Source organism: Nostoc sp. LPT (assembly GCF_017115165.1).
Lineage (GTDB): Bacteria > Cyanobacteriota > Cyanobacteriia > Cyanobacteriales > Nostocaceae > Nostoc.
Window position 1 is genome coordinate 1 of record NZ_JABXKF010000157.1, and the last position, 14,884, is coordinate 14,884.

Below are 14,884 nucleotides of genomic sequence, written 5' to 3' on the forward strand. Positions count from 1 at the left end.
AACTTCTCGCTGTGCTTGAGTCTCAAGCTCTTAAATACTAATTAGATAGTCAGGGATTTAACCCCAAAACAACACATAGATATTGCGGCATTAAATCCTTCTTCTTTGACTGAAATCCTTGCAGGCACCCAAATCTTAGTTGTAGATGATGACGATGATACCCGTGACTTCCACACATTTGTACTAGAACAGGCTGGAGCAATGGTGACAGCAGTGACATCAGCAAAAGAAGCACTGCAAGTTTTGGCAGAGTCAGAACCAGATACGCTCCTGAGTGATATTGGGATGCCAGAGATGGATGGTTATATGTTGATGCGCCAAGTTAAAGCATTGCAGGCAAACCAAGCCAAACAAATTCCGGCGATCGCTTTAACTGCTTATGCCGGAGAAATCAACCAGCAACAAGCACTTGAATCAGGCTTTCAAAAGCATCTGTCCAAACCCGTCGAACCAGATGAGTTAGTCAAGGCAATTGCAACTCTAATTGGTAGAAGTGGGAATGTCTGAGTATTAAGCTTACAAACACTTCTACTCTGCTTAAAAACTCCAGGTTTCAAAATCGACGAGGTTTAATACTGAAATCTGATGGCACTATCGATAATTTGTTATCAATATATTAACAGTTAATAACTTGACCGACTAGCTAAATCAAGAGGGGAAGAATGAACAGTCGCCGCGTTGTCATTGTTGGCGCTGGATTCGGTGGGTTGCAAGCTGCCCAATCTTTAGCTGATTCTGGTGCAGATGTATTGTTAATTGATCGCAACAACTATCACACCTTTGTACCGTTGTTGTATCAGGTTGCGACAGGTCAATTAGAACCTGAGTACATTGCTTACCCTATCCGCACAATATTACGGCGATTCTCTTTCCTGCGGAATAAGTCTAAGGTTCAGTTTTTGATGGCTGAGGTTGAGCAAATTGATTTTTCAAGGCAAACTGTTGAAACAGATAGTTGTTCAATTACCTATGACTTTCTTGTGCTTGCAACTGGAAGCCAAACCCAGTTTTTGGGAGTTCCTGGAGCTTTAGAATATGCGTTCTCAATGAGAACGCTAGAAGAAGCAATAGCAATCCGAAATCACATTTTCTCTTGTTTTGAGAGAGCTATCCAGGAATCTGATTCATCACGACGCCAACAATTGCTGACGTTTACCATCGTTGGCGGCGGGCCAACGGGTGTTGAGGTTGCAGGTGCTTTGGTTGAAATGCTTCGAGGCCACTTGCGTCGAGATTATCCCACACTTTTGCAGCAAGTGAGGTTGATTCTCGTGCAATCTGGCGATCGCTTATTGGCCGATCTGCCAAAGAAGTTGGGAGCTTACACTTACAAACGATTACATCAGCTAGGAGTGGAGGTTTATCTGCAAACAAAAGTGACTAGAGTGACTTTTGAATCTTTACATCTGCAAAACGATGAGGTAGCAACTGCAACCGTCATTTGGACTGCGGGGTTAGAAGCAAACTCTCCTACAACATCAGAGGAGGTATCTTCAGCAAATAAGGGAAAGTTACTTGTTCATCCCACCCTACAATTGCTAGAGCAACCCAATATTTATGCCATTGGGGATCTGGCATATATCGAACAGAACGGTAAACCATTAACTGGGGTTGCACCAGAGGCACTTCAGCAGGGTGTTGCTGTAGCCCGAAATATTCAACGGCAATTCCGAGGTAAATCACCAGAGCATTTTAGCTATTTCAACAAGGGAAGATTAGCGATTATTGGCTGTTATTCAGGTGTGGGAAAAATTGGCGCATTTGCCTTTACAGGATGCTTGGCTTGGCTGATGTGGCTAGGAGTTCATTTAGTATATCTTCCTGGCTATCGTAGTCGTTTGCTAGTATTACTTACTTGGCTTCACACTTACTTCTTCGGCGATCGCTCAGTTCGCTTAATTCTTTCTATGAAAGAACGTTAGCTCTCAAAACCGCTAAGTGCTTCCCAATTTCTCCTATTAAAATCAATTACAGTCGGTGTACCATAGTTGGAGTTCAGGCAATGACTGAAAATAGAAACTATATTAGTCTCAAATCAAAGGATGTTGCGATTGCCTATTTGTTGCTGCGAATTCTCATCGGTGTGAATTACTTTAATCACGGATTCACTCGCATTTTTAACATCCCTGGATTCGCTGAAGATACTGTTAAACAACTAGCAGATTCTTATTTCCCAGAATTTCTGGTGAGAATCAATTCTTATCTAGTGCCCCCTGTAGAGTTAATTGTGGGCGTTTTAATCACACTTGGGTTAGCTACCAGAAGCGCTTTGATTGTCACCTTTGCCCTGATGATCATTCTGAAGTTGGGGGTGACATCGATACAAAACTGGGGTGCAGCTACTTCGATGCTTTCTTACGGGATTGTGCTGTTTATTTTGCTTGCAGGTAGCAGCTTTAATATTTACTCCCTCGATCGCTGGAGAAAAAACAGACAAAACCTTGCAGACTCAGGAGCGAATCGTGAACAAGGTAGGGTCAACTTCTTTAGGAATAACTTTTGAATAAAACGTCGCCTACAGAATCGTTTACCCAATCATAGTACTTTCAGATAAAGAAATATTAGTAAATTAGTAGGGGCGCACAGCTACCTGTACGCCCCTACTAGTAGATTCTGGTTCAAATAGATCAAAAAGGCTCTCACAATAAAATCAAACAACACCGTATCATGGTAATTAGTAGCATTTATATGTGATACTTTCTTTTTTGCTGCTATAAAAGAATATCAGGTAAGTAATATCCTGATTTGCTGACGGCAGAATGTGAAAGTTTTTACTGATTCACCTAGTTGGAGAACGCTGATGTCGAAGGAAAGAAAAAGTAATAAAGAAACTAAAAAACCTAAAAAAGATCCCAAAGACAAAAAGGAGAAAAAAGACCCAAACAAATAGGACGATTTAGGTAAATAGTTTTAGCGAAGACCAAGAGTTGCATTTCCTGAAATTGACAATACTTCGTCCATTAGCACTGAATAGGAAAAGTTATTGTCAAAAATTTATTCACCCTTGGTCAAGCTCCAAAATCTGATGATTTAGGTTGTGTGTGCGATGTCACGACGGGCTATTCGGCGTCGCAACTTATCAAGCAGGATCAAACTTCAGCGAAACACCGTTCATGCAGTAGCGCTTACCAGTGGGTGCAGGGCCATCATCAAAAACATGACCCAGATGACCACCACAGCGACTACAATGCACTTCAGTTCTAGACATTAACAACGACTTGTCTACAGTCGTGGCGATCGCACCTTCAATTGGATTAAAGAAGCTAGGCCAGCCAGTACCACTATTAAATTTGGTATCAGATGTAAACAATGGTTGTTCACAGGCGGCACAATAATAAGTGCCTTGGTCGTATTCCTTATCCAATGAGCTGGTGTAAGGGCGTTCAGTTCCATGTTTACGCAAGACATTAAACTGTTCTGGCGTTAAAATCGTGCGCCATTCTGACTCTGGTTTAGTAACTTCAAATCCACTATTAGAAGTTGTCATTGCTTGTGACCCCCAATTGATATACCTTGATAACAATGCTGTGCCGACTATGACTGCACTAGCTTGTAAAAAATACCGTTTGTCCATATATCTATTATTTTCTATTTTCCGGTTCACTGGCCAATCAATTCCAGTACGGAATTCCCTACATGAATGACTATAATCAGCGATCGCTCTGAATTAGCCCTGATAAACTGATTAAAATTTGCTAAGAAACAACAAATTATTTTTCAATAAAATACTAGGCGGCAATCCGATCGATTTGACTTAATTTTGGACAATACAAGTATAGTTTTCAACTAGAGCATAACGATAGTCAATCATCATCTTCATCAGAGGTGGTTGTGAGATCCTGAGTAGTCCCCTGTTTACCCTGACTCGTCAGAAATGCAAATGCGCGATTGAGCCGCTTCACCCCACTTAGGGTAATCAGAGTCAGTAAGCCTCCCAATAATCCCATTTGCCACAGACCACAACCAATTGCAGCCCCCAATCCGGCCGCCGTCCAGACACAGGCGGCTGTAGTTAAACCCTTTACTTTTGGCGTTGCAGATTTCCTTGGAGACTCTTGTAAAATCAATCCGGCTCCGAGAAATCCAACCCCGGTAGCTACACCTTGAATTGTGCGACTCAGTGCATTAGTAGCAGCATAGGGACTCTCGCCCTCAGCCTGCAAAGGAATCATCACGAATAGTGCTGCCCCCATACTCACGAGCATAAATGTTCTCATCCCTGCTGGTCTACCCCCTTGCTGACGGTTAAATCCAATCAAGCAACCAACTAGGAGCGCCAAAAACAATCTAAATGCTATATGTGGCCAATCGTTGGCAGCAATAAACATTGGCCCCATTGCATTATTTCTCCTAGAGACAGAACGGAATTTTGCGTCTATTGCCAGTGGATTGGATAGCTACCCACCCACGTTTATAGCTGAAAACTAAGTACATTAAGTCAATCAGCTTGGCGTACATTAAGGTTAATTTAACAGAAGGTTAGGGATAAGTAAACTAATATACACAAAGATCCTATTGCTGTATTCTCCCTAGAGACAGAAAGAAGGGGGCAGGGAGCAGGGGGCAGGGGGAGATGAGGGAGATGAGGGAGATGAAGGAACAAGGGGACAAGAGGACAAGGGGGTAAACAAAACTCTTAACTCCTAACTCTTAACTCAGCACTCAGCACTCAGCACTCCTAATGCCCAATGCCCCAATCCCCAATTTTTTTGATCGCTAGCTTATTGAACACTGCCTAATATACATTGGTCTGATAGAGATACCGGAGTTTTCTGAAAAACTTCTTGCTTGGTTAAGTAAAATATGTGATACTCTAAAAACTATAAATAAAGCACGGTATTTCTATCGAATTACCGTAGTTTAAAAGGACAGGATTCATGCAGCTACTATGGTTCATCCCAACCCACGGCGACGGACGTTACCTTGCAACTGCTACAGGCGGACGGGCAGTAAGCTTTCCTTATCTACGGCAGATTGCCCAAGCGGTGGATGACCTTGGTTATACAGGGGCATTGCTACCTACAGGACGTTCTTGCGAAGATGCTTGGATTGTAGCGTCAACGTTGGTATCACTGACGCGACAGATGCGTTTTTTGGTGGCGATTCGTCCTGGCTTGGTATCGCCTGGAGTTGCAGCGCGGATGGCGGCGACTTTTGATCGCCTCTCTGGTGGACGCTTGCTGATAAATGTCGTGACAGGTGGCGATCCCGTAGAGTTAGCGGGAGATGGCTTGCATTTGGATCACGATCAACGTTATGAATTAACAGATGAATTTTTAACAGTATGGCGAGCGATCGCTAGTGGTGAACAAACCAATCTCCAAGGAGACTATTTCAACATTCAGGATGGGAAACTGCTGTTTCCACCTGTCCAAAAGCCATATCCGCCCTTGTGGTTTGGCGGTTCCTCTCCCATCGCCCAAAAAATTGCTGCCAAGCATATAGATGTCTATCTGACTTGGGGCGAACCACCGGCGCAAGTAGCCGAAAAAATTGCATCAGTTCGCAGGCTTGCAGAAACACAAGGCCGAACTTTGCAGTTTGGGATTCGCCTACATGTGATTGTGCGGGAAACCGAGAGTGAAGCTTGGGATGCGGCGAATCAATTGATTAAGTATGTAGATGATGAGGCGATCGCTAAAGCCCAAAAAGCTTATGCCCGGATGGATTCAGTTGGACAACAGCGAATGACTCAATTACACCACGGTAATCGTGAGGCCTTAGAGATTAGCCCGAACCTGTGGGCGGGAGTCGGTTTAGTGCGGGGTGGTGCAGGAACAGCCTTAGTCGGCGATCCCCAAACCGTAGCTGCCAGGATATTGGAATACGCTTCTTTGGGTGTTGAGTCCTTTATCCTCTCTGGCTATCCCCACTTAGAGGAAGCTTATCGAGTTGCCGAACTTCTATTTCCCCATCTGCCATTAGAGAATTTACCCGCAGTGGAAAAGCAACATGTCTTAAGTCCATTTGGTGAGATTGTGGCAAATGAAGATTTCCCTAAGCAAAAGCCTCAAGAAAGAGCAACGTCTATATCCTAGTAATTATGAACTAGGAGATTAACAGCCATGCTGCACCAACAAATCGACCAAAAAATCTCAGAAAAAGAAGCGTGGGCATTGCGTCGTCAATTGGGAGTACCTAACAATAAACGCTTATGGGTACTAGCTTGCATGGATGAACGTTTACCAGTGGAGAAAGCATTAGGAATTGGTGAAGGAGATGCTCATATTTTCCGTAATGCTGGGGGGTTAGTTACAGATGATGCGATTCGGTCAGCGATGTTAACTACACAGTTTTTTGGCACCAAAGAAATCATCGTCATTAATCATACCGAATGTGGCATGATGACAGCATCAGGAGACTTTCTCAGTGAGGTATTGCGAAATCAAGGTGTTGACGTGGATCAAGTTAGTGTCGATCCTGCTTTGCCAGAATTGAAGCTGCCAAAAGGCGTTTTTTCCAAATGGATCAAAACGTTTACCGATGTGGATGAAATCTGCACACAGCAGGTGGAATTATTACGTAATTCTGCTTTAATTCCCCAAGATGTAGTTATTCATGGCTACATTTGGGAAGTAGAGAGTATGAGTTTGCGCCGTCCCTACAAACGTCTGAGTGAGAAGGTTAACACAGCATCAGCGATGAAGACCGAAACTGCAAAACATACTGAACCCATTTTAGAAATTGGGAGTTTAATTGAATGACAAATATTCTAGCGATCGCAGGCAGTCCAACCCATCCATCTAGAACCTATGGTGTTGTCGAATATACTGCCAAGCTTTTACAACAAGAAGGCTTGCATGTAGATATTATTTCAGTTCGGGATTTGCCTGCTGAAGATTTAGTTTTTGGACGATACGACAGCCAAGCTTTAGAACAGCCAAAAGCTTTATTAGCAAAGGCAGATGGTGTGATTATTGCCACCCCAATTTACAAAGCTGCTTACACAGGAGTGCTCAAAACATTTCTAGATTTGCTGCCACAAAAATCATTAACAGGTAAACCCGTGTTACCAATTGCTTTGGGTGGAACGATCGCTCATTTATTGGCAATTGAATATGCCCTAAAACCTGTCTTATCTGAATTAGGAGCGCGGCATATCCTAGCCACCATTTATGCGGTAGACAAACAAATTCAACGACAAGCTGATAACAGTGTCCTGTTAGATGAGGAAATTGAGCAAAGACTCAAAGATGTTCTCAAGGAATTTGTTAAAGCTGTAGAATATGATGCCGCAGCGCCTCAAGAATTGGTTCATGCCAATTAAATAATCAAGTTTATACCTCCGTTTGCTCGTAGCGGATGGGTAATTTCTACCCTTCTGCTACCTTTCTCTAAAAATTAATCATATTAACATAAATTTATTTTCGGAAATTACACTTTGATAGCGATATTTAAATGAATAAACTACACCTAGACTTCTTTCTAAACCTCTCTAGTCTATTCAAATAACACCACTGTTATTTATAGTTTTTTCCATAAAATATGTTGTAAATATGCTAATTATCTCCTAACTCTACCTGTAGTAGATGAGTAAATTTTATTCATCTACTATTTTTTTACCTGAAATTTTAAATTTTATAAACAAATTCACAAAATTATAAGTTGGATAAGGCTAAGACCTTACCCAACCAAAGCGCGATCGCTGTTAATACAAGAGCATCATAACTTTATTCAACGTAAGCTTCCAACAAACGACATTCGTTATGCCTCATGTCATTCAGCTTTAACAAAGCTCAACTTTCTTCTACTTGAATAGTCTCTAATTGTTAGCTTTTGATCTTTTACATCATAAGATTGGGCTGAAGATAGTGTAGAAAAATATTTTTCCTCCTCTTCGCCAAGATAGATATACAAGTGGTTTTACTATAAGCCCTGGTAGTTTGACTACCTGAAGAACAAACTTTCTTTTATTTGGCGCTGATTACAAGCTGGCGTTAGCGTAGCCCAACCTATGCATCGCTCCCTTATTGAAGCCACCCGATATTAATGGCAATGCGCTTTTTTGGTCAGGTTAGCCAGTAAATTAGAAGTAGGGCGTAAAAAAATAAACTTAATGAAAGCGATGTCTAACGACAAGCCGCAAGGCGTCTGCGCTTCTGATTTTGCATCTATCGTCGGTGAAGAAAATGCTATTTGCCTTTGGGAAAATATCGAACTTGGTCAGCAAAAACGTATCCAACAGGCTATAGCTTCTGGAAATTCACCCAGTTGTATTGTCTATCCCCGCAGCCAAGAACAGCTAGCCGCAGTCATTACCACGGCTCACACAAATAACTGGCGCGTCCTTCCTTGTGGTAGTGGCAGTAAACTTAGCTGGGGTGGTTTAGTTAAGGGCATTGATGTTGTAGTTAGTACAGAACGCATCAACCAACTGATTGAACACGCTGTTGGCGATTTGACTGTCACAGTAGAAACTGGGATGAAGTTCTCAGATTTGCAAGCACTTTTGGCAAAATCGCGGCAATTTCTCGCCGTCGATCCCACAACACCAGAGTCAGCAACCATTGGTGGTATTGTTGCCACAGGTGATACAGGTTCTCTGCGGCAACGCTATGGTAGTGTACGCGACCAGTTACTAGGTATTACCTTTGTCCGTGCTGATGGACAAATCGCCAAAGCTGGGGGAAGAGTAGTTAAAAATGTCGCCGGATATGACTTGATGAAGTTGCTTACAGGGTCTTACGGCACATTAGGCTTTATTAGTCAACTAACTTTTCGCCTGTATCCGCTAGCTGAGGCATCGGGGACGGTGGTACTAACTGGTAAAACTGAGGCTGTATCTGAAGCGGCTGATATCCTTCGAGGTTCGGCGTTAACACCAGTTCAGGCTGATTTACTATCAACTAAATTAGTATCTAGTTTAGGATTGGGTCAAGGACTGGGATTAATTGCTCGCTTTCAAAGTATTAGTGAGAGTGTTAAGGAACAGTCAAACCGAGTTTTGGAAGTTGGGCAAAAGTTGGGCTTAGATGGGGCAATTTTTGCCGATGGTGATGAAGCGAATCTATGGCAAAGATTGCAAGAACGAATACATAGTACTGCTACAGAATCAGTAATTACCTGCAAAATAGGAGTGTTACCTACAGCTGCTGTGGAGATTTTGACCCAGGTGGAGTTGGGTTTAATTCATATTAGTAGTGGTTTAGGTTTGTTACAATTAGAGAGTAAAAATCAAGTTTTGAAAATTCGCGATCAGCTAGGCTCTGCTGGAAGCGATGCCTACGGCGGGCTGCGCCTACGTACTCAAACTCATAAAGGTTTTTTAACAATTTTGTCAGCACCAAAAGCGGTTAAAGAACAAATAGATGTTTGGGGTTATACGGGGAATGCTTTGCCGTTGATGCGCCGTATTAAGGAACAATTTGATAGTAAGAATATTTTAAGTCCTGGTCGGTTTGTGGGTGGAATTTAAGAAACAAACCGCAGAGACACAGAGAACGCTGAGATAGAGAGGGGAAAAAGAGAAATATGCAAGTTTCAAAAAATTCTGTTAATAATACGGCTAGTTTAAAGAATTTAAATGGCTTTGATGAAAGTCATCCGCCTGACCCGAAGTTGATTGATAGTTGTGTACATTGTGGATTTTGTCTCTCAACTTGTCCGAGTTATCGGGTACTTGGCAAGGAGATGGATTCTCCTAGAGGACGTATTTATTTAATGGATGCAATTAATCAGGGTGAAATTGCTCTCAATACGGCAACAGTAGAACATTTTGATTCTTGTTTAGGGTGTCTAGCTTGTGTGAGTACTTGTCCTTCTGGCGTGCAGTATGACAAATTAATTTCTGCAACTCGTCATCAAATTGAACGAAATTATCCCCGCAGTTTACCAGATCAATTTTTTCGTCAACTGATATTTTCTCTGTTTCCCTATCCCAATCTTTTACGGGTTTTATTAGTTCCGTTGTTGGTTTATCAAAAGTTGGGATTTGCCAAATTCTTTCGGGCTACAGGTTTACTCAATAAAATATCGCCCCGTTTGGCAGCAATGGAATCAATTCTGCCAAAAATTACTCTCAAATCTTTTCAAGATAATTTGCCGACTGTGATTCCTGCTAAAGGTGAAAAGCGGTATCGCGTTGGGGTGATTTTGGGTTGCGTGCAACGGCTGTTTTTCTCCCCTGTGAATGAAGCAACAGTGCGTGTTTTAACAGCGAATGGTTGTGAAGTTGTGATTCCGAAATCTCAAGGTTGTTGTGCAGCGCTTCCCGAACACCAAGGACAAACAGAACAGGCAAAAGCTTTAGCAAGACAAATGATTGATAGTTTTGCCAAGACAGATGTAGATTTCGTGATTATTAATGCTGCTGGTTGCGGTCATACTTTAAAAGAGTACGGTCATATTTTAGAAGATGACCTAGAATATCGGCAAAAAGCAAAAGATTTTGCAGCTAAGGTTAAAGACGCTCAAGAATTTTTGGCAACTGTTGGGTTAACAGCGAAACTTTCACCGCTGACTGATAAACCTTTGAATTTAGTTTATCAAGATGCTTGTCATTTATTGCACGGACAAAAGATTAGCGTCCAACCGCGTCAGGTGTTGCGACAAATTCCAGGAGTGAAGCTGAGAGAACCAATAGATGCAGCTTTGTGTTGTGGCAGTGCCGGAGTTTATAATATGCTGCAACCAGAAGTTTCTGAAGAATTGGGTCAGCAAAAAGTGCAGAATTTATTGAATACTGGTGCTGAGTTAATTGCTTCTGCTAATCCTGGGTGTACTTTGCAAATTACGAAACATTTGCAGTTGCAAGGTAAGAAGATTTCAGTTATTCACCCGATGGAGTTGTTAGATTATTCGATTCGCGGTGAAAAGTTGAAATTGTAGACATTTTTTGTGGGTTGGACATTTTGTCATTGATTTTAAAGCAAAGAGCCAAAACTACGTTTTTAGTCTCCTCCTCGCTTGCCTACAGTGTACACACAAGTCCTCAAAACCTAGCTTGATAAGACTTTCCTCGTTCCTCGGTTCCTCGTTCCCAGTCTCCGACTGGGAATGCATTCATTGAGTTAGAGACTCAATGTCTGACTGGGGGCAGCACTCCAAAGGACTAAGTAATAGACTTCTTGCATGAATCAATGAGCTTTCACCCTAAATCCCTCTCCCAAGCTTGGGAGAGGGACTTTGAAATTGTCTCCCCTTCTCCCAATTTTGGGAGAAGGGGTTGGGGGATGAGGGCTAGTTTTGTATTTGTACAAGAGGTCTAATGTTTTACTTGGTAGGCATAGAGACTTCCCAAATTCCTTGATTTCCACCATATTCTAGAACATAAATCTTATTGCCAATAATCTCAGCATCAATGGGATTACTAAAACCTGTGACAAGGCGCGTAGCGTTAAGTTTATAGTTAGTATTTCCTACTTTAGTTAACTTTAAATGTAGTAGGTCTTGGCTGGCATCTTTAAAAGGGCCTGGTAGTGTTTCGCCAGTGGGGTCGCCTGGTGTCCAACTCAACATAAATCCATCTCTGTTGAATTCTCGACTCATTACTCCTTGTGTATCAAAAACTAATCCTAAAGGAGAACGGTGTGTTGTAAAAGTGCTAAAACTTTGTCCAAGAACACTGGCATCTTTGATTTTTCCATCTACAGGATCGCGGTAATTATCTGCGTCCGGGCCAAGATTAGAAATTGGTTCAATCAAATTTCCAGTAGGCCGAATAGGAAAGGTTGGATCGTTACGATAGTAGCCCTTTTGGATGGCATTAAATTGAGGGCTTAACAATCGGTCAGTGGCAGGATTATAATTGGGAAATTGTTGTGGATTGTCTGTCCCACCAATACGCCAGGGAAAGCCGTAATTACCACCTAAACGTAGCCAATTTAATTCTTCTGACATGTCGCGATCGGGGCCATTTTCTGTGCCAAACAAATCCCCATTGGGCGCAAAAGCCATATCGAAAGTATTGCGTATTCCTTCTGCAAAAATATAGCCAGCTGTCTTTAAAGTTGCTCGATTGTTTGCCAGAAAGAGATTGTTGCCATTACTAGGAAGACGGAGTATACAGGCGGTTAATCCGACTTCGCGAGTATTGGGATATAGACCATCAACAGACTGAACCTCACCATGATCGGTACGAGAACCGCTATTCACATAGATAAAGTTACCATCCAGGCTAACAACCACACCGTTGAACTGATGGTCATAAGCTGTTTTGCTTTTGGGATAGCCTGCACTCTTAGCTAAAATAGACCAGATACGCTGTCCTGTACTCGAATTAATTACACCTTTAACAATAATTGCTTTAGTCTGGTTATTCACAAGGTCTGCATTGGCAACTAAATAAATTGTGCCGTTAGGGCCAATGGCCATACCTTGAGTTTCACTTAAATTATGATTACTAGAATTGTACGCAAGCGTTTTAGTAGAAGAATCTAAATCGACTTGATAAATCTCACCATTTCGTTTGAGGTAATAGAGGGTATTGTTTCGTGGATCTTTTACAATCCGAACAGAAGGAGAGACTGATAATGTATTAATAATATTGCGAACCTTAATATCAGGACGCAGGGTTTGTGGTACAACATTTACTCCAGTAGTGCTATGATTTAATAAAACTATTGTCAATAACAGTGTTATTGTAAATAACAGCGTTTTAGTAGCAAACTTCCCGATCAACCTGCGTTTCACTTGGTTAGATAATTTAGGGTTATTCATGATTTTATTGATAAAATAGTCAGTTAATTTTGTTGCTAAATCCTGTTGATGAGGGAAAAAATTTTAGAGATTACGGGGTGAAATGAGCAATGGGTACTATTCTGATGCCAAACTGACTTCTAGCGTATAAAGAGCAGAGTTGCTGTCACTAGTGCCAGAAAAAGTTCCGCCATCTTGAGGAAAGAAAGCATATTTACTCACTGAAATTGAGTATGTACCTGCACTTAGTGAAGCGGTGATTAATGACCCAAAGTCAGGTCCACTGTCGTCGTCACTTTGCAGTAAAATCCCAGCATTGTTAAACAGCCCAATAACTGTATCATCGGTTGTCACCGCACTGATAGTGACAGTTTTTGGATTTGCTAGAGAAAATGTAAAAAAGTCGAAATCGGGATTGTCCCCCGGTTGAACTGTTACTAATTCACCTGAGAGATTAACGTTTGAGCCGGACGATAAAGAACCCAATCCTTCAGCCCTAGCTAGGGTATTGTTTGTAGCTTGTCGAGCATTTTCTTTCTCATAGAAAAAGAAGTCGTCGCTATCAAGTCTAAGGTTTACTATACCCTGCACAATACCGATGATTTCATCTGGCTCTGCTCCAGGCTTGTCTAAAAATATTTGTGTGTTGGCTCCAACAGTTTGTAGGCGGTAGTCCTTTGGGGAGCCTTTAAGTTCTATTTGGTCTTCATTACGGTTAAAGTCGGTAATCGTAGCCAAGTCCCCAAAACCAGCATTTGCAGTGTTTTTATCGTCGTAGTAGACATTTCTAGGGTCCCCAAGGACAAATCTATCTAGCCCAACACTGCCAATTAAGGTATCAGTCTCTCCTAATCCTGGTGAAAGTGGACTACCGGGCCAAGCACCAATAAGGATATCGTTTCCAGACCCACCATTGAGTATGTCATTACCGGGCCCACCCTGTAGGCTATCATTGCCATCCTCACCATTGAGGATATCATTACCTACATTACCGTCTAGTGTGTCATTGCCTGCTTTTCCGTTTAGAGTGTTATTAAAAGTATTACCAAAGAGAAAGTTGTTCAGACTGTTACCTGTCCCGTTGATGGCGCTAGTTTCCCTTAATTTTAGGTTCTCCAGATTAGCGTCTAGTGTGTAGGTGACAGAAGACCGGACGCTATCTGTACCTGAATTCACAGCTTCTGTAATGGTATCAATAGCGCTGTCAATAATGTAAGTGTCGTCCCCTACTCCCCCATTTAAGCTGTCAGTACCCAAACCGCCATCAAGTGTGTCATTACCAAGACCACCGATTAAACTGTCGTTTCCTGTTCCACCAAATAGATTATCGCTACCAGCCGCACCATTCAGGGTGTCGTTACCAGAAAGACTATTGACGTTACCACCATTAGCCCAACCATATATCGTGTCATCTCCCGAAGTTCCATTTCTTATGTCAGCAGATGTAGTACCGTAAATAACTGCCATATTTATTATTTTTCCTGAATTTTTAACTAATGCCTAAGTCTGGCCTCAGTCAAATAACCCTTCATCAGTTCTAATGTTCTAATGTTGATTAATTAAAACTCTAAGTTTAAATATAGATACCTCTACTAACTTAATTAATACCAATATCACTGAGAAAATATTAGTTATTGATTTGGTTAGCTGATTATGTAAATTGGGTCAACATTAATCTATTTTAATTATTTATTTTCCCCCAAGCTTTTTTATTTTCAACTCTACCTATAATTATTTATTATCATGAGTGAAAGGTGACGTCAAATTCTTTACCAAATCTTAAAAATGCAAATTTTTTGATTTTTAGTATTGTTAAAAAATTTTATAAACTTTAATTAAGTATTTTTTCAAAAATACTGTTTTTTTTAGTAAAGGTTACAAGATTTTTTAGCTTAATACGACATCCTTGTTAAGTTAGGTTTCAATATCAATTTTTGCTTGTAAAAAAATACTTTTTCTATTAAGGAAATATATCTGGAAATACATAAGTTAAATTGATAGATTATCCAAAACATTTTTGAGCTTAATAACAGTTAAGCTTTACATAAATTTTATATATAGCCGTAGTCACACAGGTTAGGACAGTGTTAATTGCTCAAAGTCTTGAAACAACTGGGTTTTTACTCAGCACGGGCTAAACGCCCCGCTATCCATGTACAGCACTTATACTAATTCTCTAAAAGCTGGCTACAGATGAGATAATAAGATTTAATGAGAAGAGGGATATCCAATGTCAGGGGTCTATCAA

General features: G+C 41.3%; 12 protein-coding genes. 8 read left to right on the forward strand and 4 right to left on the reverse strand.

The features are described 5' to 3' along the window. Positions 1-105: 105 nt before the first annotated feature. The 3 genes from HWQ58_RS30025 (at position 106) to HWQ58_RS30035 (ending at position 2,503) form a co-directional block, all read left to right on the forward strand. Positions 106-507, forward strand: a complete 402-nt coding sequence (locus HWQ58_RS30025) for a response regulator (RefSeq protein ID WP_366838883.1) — start codon at positions 106-108, stop codon at positions 505-507. Between the two features lie 155 nt (positions 508-662). Then, positions 663-1,922: an NAD(P)/FAD-dependent oxidoreductase gene (locus tag HWQ58_RS30030; RefSeq protein ID WP_292871169.1), complete on the forward strand. Its 1,260-nt coding sequence runs from the start codon at positions 663-665 to the stop codon at positions 1,920-1,922. Positions 1,923-2,002: 80 nt separating this feature from the next. Continuing rightward, on the forward strand, positions 2,003-2,503 hold the full coding sequence (locus HWQ58_RS30035; RefSeq protein ID WP_292871171.1) for a DoxX family protein: 501 nt from the start codon (positions 2,003-2,005) through the stop codon (positions 2,501-2,503). A 576-nt stretch (positions 2,504-3,079) separates the two neighbouring features. Here the strand turns inward: HWQ58_RS30035 and msrB are convergent. Both msrB and HWQ58_RS30045 read right to left on the reverse strand, forming a co-directional pair. Continuing rightward, positions 3,080-3,574: a peptide-methionine (R)-S-oxide reductase MsrB gene (gene msrB, locus HWQ58_RS30040; RefSeq protein ID WP_292871173.1), complete on the reverse strand. Its 495-nt coding sequence runs from the start codon at positions 3,572-3,574 to the stop codon at positions 3,080-3,082. Between the two features lie 229 nt (positions 3,575-3,803). After that, positions 3,804-4,337, reverse strand: coding sequence for an MgtC/SapB family protein (locus HWQ58_RS30045; RefSeq protein WP_292871175.1), 534 nt, complete (start codon positions 4,335-4,337; stop codon positions 3,804-3,806). Positions 4,338-4,877: 540 nt separating this feature from the next. Between HWQ58_RS30045 and ssuD the strand changes: the two genes are divergently transcribed. The 5 genes from ssuD (at position 4,878) to HWQ58_RS30070 (ending at position 10,827) form a co-directional block, all read left to right on the forward strand. Continuing rightward, positions 4,878-6,038: an FMNH2-dependent alkanesulfonate monooxygenase gene (gene ssuD, locus HWQ58_RS30050; RefSeq protein ID WP_292871177.1), complete on the forward strand. Its 1,161-nt coding sequence runs from the start codon at positions 4,878-4,880 to the stop codon at positions 6,036-6,038. A gap of 27 nt (positions 6,039-6,065) precedes the next feature. Continuing rightward, positions 6,066-6,704, forward strand: coding sequence for a carbonic anhydrase (locus HWQ58_RS30055; protein ID WP_292871179.1), 639 nt, complete (start codon positions 6,066-6,068; stop codon positions 6,702-6,704). Then, positions 6,701-7,267, forward strand: coding sequence for an NADPH-dependent FMN reductase (gene ssuE / locus HWQ58_RS30060; protein WP_292871181.1), 567 nt, complete (start codon positions 6,701-6,703; stop codon positions 7,265-7,267). The genes HWQ58_RS30055 and ssuE overlap by 4 nt, the downstream gene beginning before the upstream one ends. A 789-nt stretch (positions 7,268-8,056) precedes the next feature. Continuing rightward, positions 8,057-9,415, forward strand: coding sequence for an FAD-binding oxidoreductase (locus tag HWQ58_RS30065; protein WP_292871183.1), 1,359 nt, complete (start codon positions 8,057-8,059; stop codon positions 9,413-9,415). 56 nt (positions 9,416-9,471) lie between these two features. After that, entirely contained in the window at positions 9,472-10,827 is a 1,356-nt protein-coding gene (locus HWQ58_RS30070; RefSeq protein ID WP_292871185.1) for a (Fe-S)-binding protein, read from the forward strand. A gap of 384 nt (positions 10,828-11,211) precedes the next feature. Here HWQ58_RS30070 and HWQ58_RS30075 read toward each other — a convergent pair whose 3' ends face one another. Both HWQ58_RS30075 and HWQ58_RS30080 read right to left on the reverse strand, forming a co-directional pair. Continuing rightward, a complete protein-coding gene (locus HWQ58_RS30075; protein ID WP_292871187.1) occupies positions 11,212-12,657 on the reverse strand; it encodes a PQQ-dependent sugar dehydrogenase in 1,446 nt (481 codons plus the stop codon). A gap of 96 nt (positions 12,658-12,753) precedes the next feature. Beyond that, on the reverse strand, positions 12,754-14,103 hold the full coding sequence (locus HWQ58_RS30080; RefSeq protein ID WP_292871189.1) for a DVUA0089 family protein: 1,350 nt from the start codon (positions 14,101-14,103) through the stop codon (positions 12,754-12,756). Positions 14,104-14,884: the final 781 nt, after the last annotated feature.

What these genes read in the sequence shown, in the direction of transcription:
- HWQ58_RS30030 (WP_292871169.1), top strand. Translation starts at nt 663, where the DNA reads ATGAACAGTCGCCGCGTTGTCATTGTTGGCGCTGGATTCGGTGGGTTG.
- HWQ58_RS30035 (WP_292871171.1), top strand. Translation starts at nt 2,003, where the DNA reads ATGACTGAAAATAGAAACTATATTAGTCTCAAATCAAAGGATGTTGCG.
- msrB (WP_292871173.1), bottom strand. Translation starts at nt 3,574, where the DNA reads ATGGACAAACGGTATTTTTTACAAGCTAGTGCAGTCATAGTCGGCACA.
- HWQ58_RS30045 (WP_292871175.1), bottom strand. Translation starts at nt 4,337, where the DNA reads ATGGGGCCAATGTTTATTGCTGCCAACGATTGGCCACATATAGCATTT.
- ssuD (WP_292871177.1), top strand. Translation starts at nt 4,878, where the DNA reads ATGCAGCTACTATGGTTCATCCCAACCCACGGCGACGGACGTTACCTT.
- HWQ58_RS30055 (WP_292871179.1), top strand. Translation starts at nt 6,066, where the DNA reads ATGCTGCACCAACAAATCGACCAAAAAATCTCAGAAAAAGAAGCGTGG.
- ssuE (WP_292871181.1), top strand. Translation starts at nt 6,701, where the DNA reads ATGACAAATATTCTAGCGATCGCAGGCAGTCCAACCCATCCATCTAGA.
- HWQ58_RS30065 (WP_292871183.1), top strand. Translation starts at nt 8,057, where the DNA reads ATGAAAGCGATGTCTAACGACAAGCCGCAAGGCGTCTGCGCTTCTGAT.
- HWQ58_RS30070 (WP_292871185.1), top strand. Translation starts at nt 9,472, where the DNA reads ATGCAAGTTTCAAAAAATTCTGTTAATAATACGGCTAGTTTAAAGAAT.
- HWQ58_RS30075 (WP_292871187.1), bottom strand. Translation starts at nt 12,657, where the DNA reads ATGAATAACCCTAAATTATCTAACCAAGTGAAACGCAGGTTGATCGGG.
- HWQ58_RS30080 (WP_292871189.1), bottom strand. Translation starts at nt 14,103, where the DNA reads ATGGCAGTTATTTACGGTACTACATCTGCTGACATAAGAAATGGAACT.